Origin of the sequence: Colwellia sp. C1TZA3 (assembly GCF_007954265.1) — a bacterium.
GTDB lineage: Bacteria > Pseudomonadota > Gammaproteobacteria > Enterobacterales > Alteromonadaceae > Cognaticolwellia.
The window spans coordinates 1-3,168 of sequence record NZ_VOLS01000118.1; the positions used below are offsets into that span (position 1 = coordinate 1).

Genomic DNA, 3,168 nt, shown 5'->3' on the forward strand with positions numbered 1-3,168 from the left:
ATTAAGTTATTGCTCACTTGTACTAGTTAAAATAGCTCAAGGCTGTGTTGCTCTCACTCCCAATAGCCAGCTATTGCTCAATCGAGCGCCTTACCTTGAGTTATTTTTCCTGCGCACAACAAGATCACAAACTTAATGGAACTGGTATTAGACGATTATATGGACGATAAAAAAAGTGTACCATGGCGAATCTAAAGCAATAAAAGATAGTCCATTAGCTGTTTATTAGTATTATCGGGTAATAGCGAAGTAATAATAGGCTCATTTCTGTTATCGTAAAACTAAAACAAAAAAATGAACATAAACCAGCAACTAAACATAAGCAGAACACTGATATAATTTATGGCAAAACCGAATAAAAAAGGCCCAACAAAAACCGTCGATATTTTTTGTCTGGGTTGTAATGCCTTATTATTTAAATACCGAAAGGGTGGTAAAGGAGCTTTAGTCAAAAGCTTTAAAGAGCGGATTAGCCAAGATTATACGGTTGAGCCTTGTATTTGCCCTAAGTGTGATAAGCCATTCGCTCGAGAGACCTTGATCCGCGGTTTGCCTGCCTATAAATTTATTGGCGGCAAAGTGTGGTTTAAATAACTCAGATATAAGAACAAAAATTGATACGCCCAGTGCTGGTTATTGTCAAGTCAAGGTTGACAAAAGCAGTGAATACTTAGCTCGGAAAGTTGAGCGGTTAAATAGTTGCAGTGGTACTGTTGATCTAAGGTTCTAAGGTTCTGAGGTCTAGCTTAAGCATTGGTGTTAGTGATTACTACAATCAATTTCGGTTCTATTTCTTCCAAGCGCTTTCGCTTTATACATGGCATTATCTGCTTGAGTAAATAAATCTGTAAATGATATTTTTTTGTCACAAATACTTAAGCCAATACTTACGGTTAGTGAGCTGTTGCCCACTTTAATTTCAGCGATTAACTTATGTAGTCTATGGCATAGTAATAAAGTATCACTTTTGTTGGTGTCTGGTAACATGATCAAAAACTCCTCTCCGCCAAAACGAGAAATAAGATCTGTTTTTCGACCAAATCCTTTTAATAATTGCCCGAGTTTTTTTAGTACTCGATCACCTTCTACATGGCCCATGGTGTCATTTATTTTTTTAAAATGATCGACATCTAACATTAATAAACTTACCGAGTAATGAGATCTTGCTGCTTGTTCCAGCATCAAGCTACTCCGGTGTTTCATTTCCCTTCTATTTAATAACTCAGTTAACTCATCAGTCGAGGCAAGTAATTTCAATTTCTCAGCTTGTATCTCAAGTGTTTCTCTGGTTTTTATTAGCTCCTCATAGAGTTGGTCTCGTTTAGAAGCATTGAATAAACTCCAATAAATACTGCCATCAACACTTAAACTAGCATTCACGGTTATAGGAATACGTTGTCCATCTGCATTTAATATAATTAGCTGCATCTCCTCACATGTTTTTTCGTGTAAAAGTGTAGGAATTAAATAACTTTGAAAAAATATTCTTGAGGATTGGGTAAACAAAATATCGACACTTTTACCAATAAGATAATTAGGCTTCCACAATAGTTGGTTGGTAAAGTATGAATTGATATAGGTAATAATTCGCGAGGAATTAGTTATTAAAGCACCACATGGAAAGCTATCAAGAGAGTAATTTAGCACCTTGTTATTCTCGATGTGATTGTTTTCCACTTTAATTACTTCGCATATTCTATTATCGAATCCATAATAGCTTCAGGGTGAGTCATATGTAGGCAATGGCCATTAGCGGCAATAATTTCAAGTGTATTATGCGTTATTTCACGCGCCATGAACTCACCAACAGAGATTGCAGCCAGTGCGTCATTTTCGCTTTGTAAAATTAATGATGGCTGTTTAATCTCTTTTAAAAGATAACGATAATCAGATAAAAATGTTACTTCAGCAAAATTTTTGGCAATAACAGGGTCGGTAGAACAAAAACTGCCCGATAGCTCGCCAATAAGATCATCTGGATTAGTTGTGCCCATCACTAATGGTGCCAAATAATTAGCCCAGCCAATATAGTTTTTATCCATAAGGTTTAACAATTCTTTTAGATCTTCTTTTTCAAAACCACCAAAATATTCAGGAGGAAAGTTTAAAAAACAGGGCGTAGGACAGATCATTATTAGCTTAGAAAATAACTCAGGTCTTTGAGTTGCAACAATCGCGCCAATCATACAACTGACTGAGTGCCCAATAAAAGTGACGTTAGATAGCTCTAAAGTGTCACATATTTCAATGATATCATCAGCATACCCTTCAAGTTTACTGTAACGTTTTTTGCTATATTGAGATATATCAGAGGCACCTGAGCCAACATAATCAAATAATACAATCGTGAAGTGCTTGGCCAGTTCTGGTGTTAAAAAACGCCACATGTTTTGATCGCAGCCAAATCCATGTGCCAGAAATAGCGTTTTACTGCCTTGGCCAATTAATTTAACATTATTTCTAATAAGTACATCATTTGTATCTGGCAAGCTAATTTAATCCTTATTCATGAGGTTAACAACAATTAGTGCCGTTCTATTGTAATTTAGTAAATTTAATTGAATTACTCAAGTTAAGCAAAGCATTTATAATTAATTTGATATTATACTGACGTTGATGAGCCAGATACTACCAAAGGCTATTATGAGGTATTGCGAGTTGATTGTTTTAATGGGGATAATTTATACTAATAAGTGACATAAATTCAATTAAAGCTTTACTTGGTTTTTAAAAGTTTTTTAAGTTGTGTCGGGTTATATCCGATCATGTCTACTTATATCGAGCATTGGTAATGTTTTATGAGGAATGCTAGCCTGAGTGAAGTGCATTAATTGAGTAAATGCTCACCAATCCTGATAGTAAAGTGTATGTTCAAGTATCAACTGAAGTGAATAATTTAGTCATTAGATTTAGTCATTAGATTTAGTCATTAGATTTAGTCATTAGATAAGTAAAGCAAGCCATAAATAAGTGAACTCAAATTAACCAACTCACTTTATTAAATGAGCTAAGTAATTTGAGTGACTTAGCGTGTAGAACATCTAATACCAATCCCATTAAGTTATTACTCACTTGTACTAGTTAAAATAGCTCAAGGCTGTGTTGCTCTCAATCCCAATAGCCAGCTATTGCTCAATCGAGCGCCTTACCTTGAGTTATTTTTCCTGC

3 protein-coding genes are annotated in these 3,168 nt (G+C 35.0%); 1 reads left to right on the forward strand and 2 read right to left on the reverse strand.

Annotated elements, in window-relative coordinates:
* The first annotated feature begins 342 nt into the window (after positions 1-342).
* Positions 343-594, forward strand: a complete 252-nt coding sequence (locus ESZ39_RS17325) for a hypothetical protein (protein ID WP_146881166.1) — start codon at positions 343-345, stop codon at positions 592-594.
* A gap of 165 nt (positions 595-759) precedes the next feature.
* Here the strand turns inward: ESZ39_RS17325 and ESZ39_RS17330 are convergent, their stop codons facing one another.
* Positions 760-1,677 carry a diguanylate cyclase gene (locus ESZ39_RS17330; RefSeq protein WP_146881167.1) on the reverse strand — a complete coding sequence of 306 codons (918 nt, stop codon included), beginning with the start codon at positions 1,675-1,677 and terminating at the stop codon, positions 760-762.
* 5 nt (positions 1,678-1,682) lie between these two features.
* A complete protein-coding gene (locus ESZ39_RS17335; RefSeq protein ID WP_146881168.1) occupies positions 1,683-2,489 on the reverse strand; it encodes an alpha/beta fold hydrolase in 807 nt (268 codons plus the stop codon).
* Positions 2,490-3,168 lie beyond the last annotated feature (679 nt).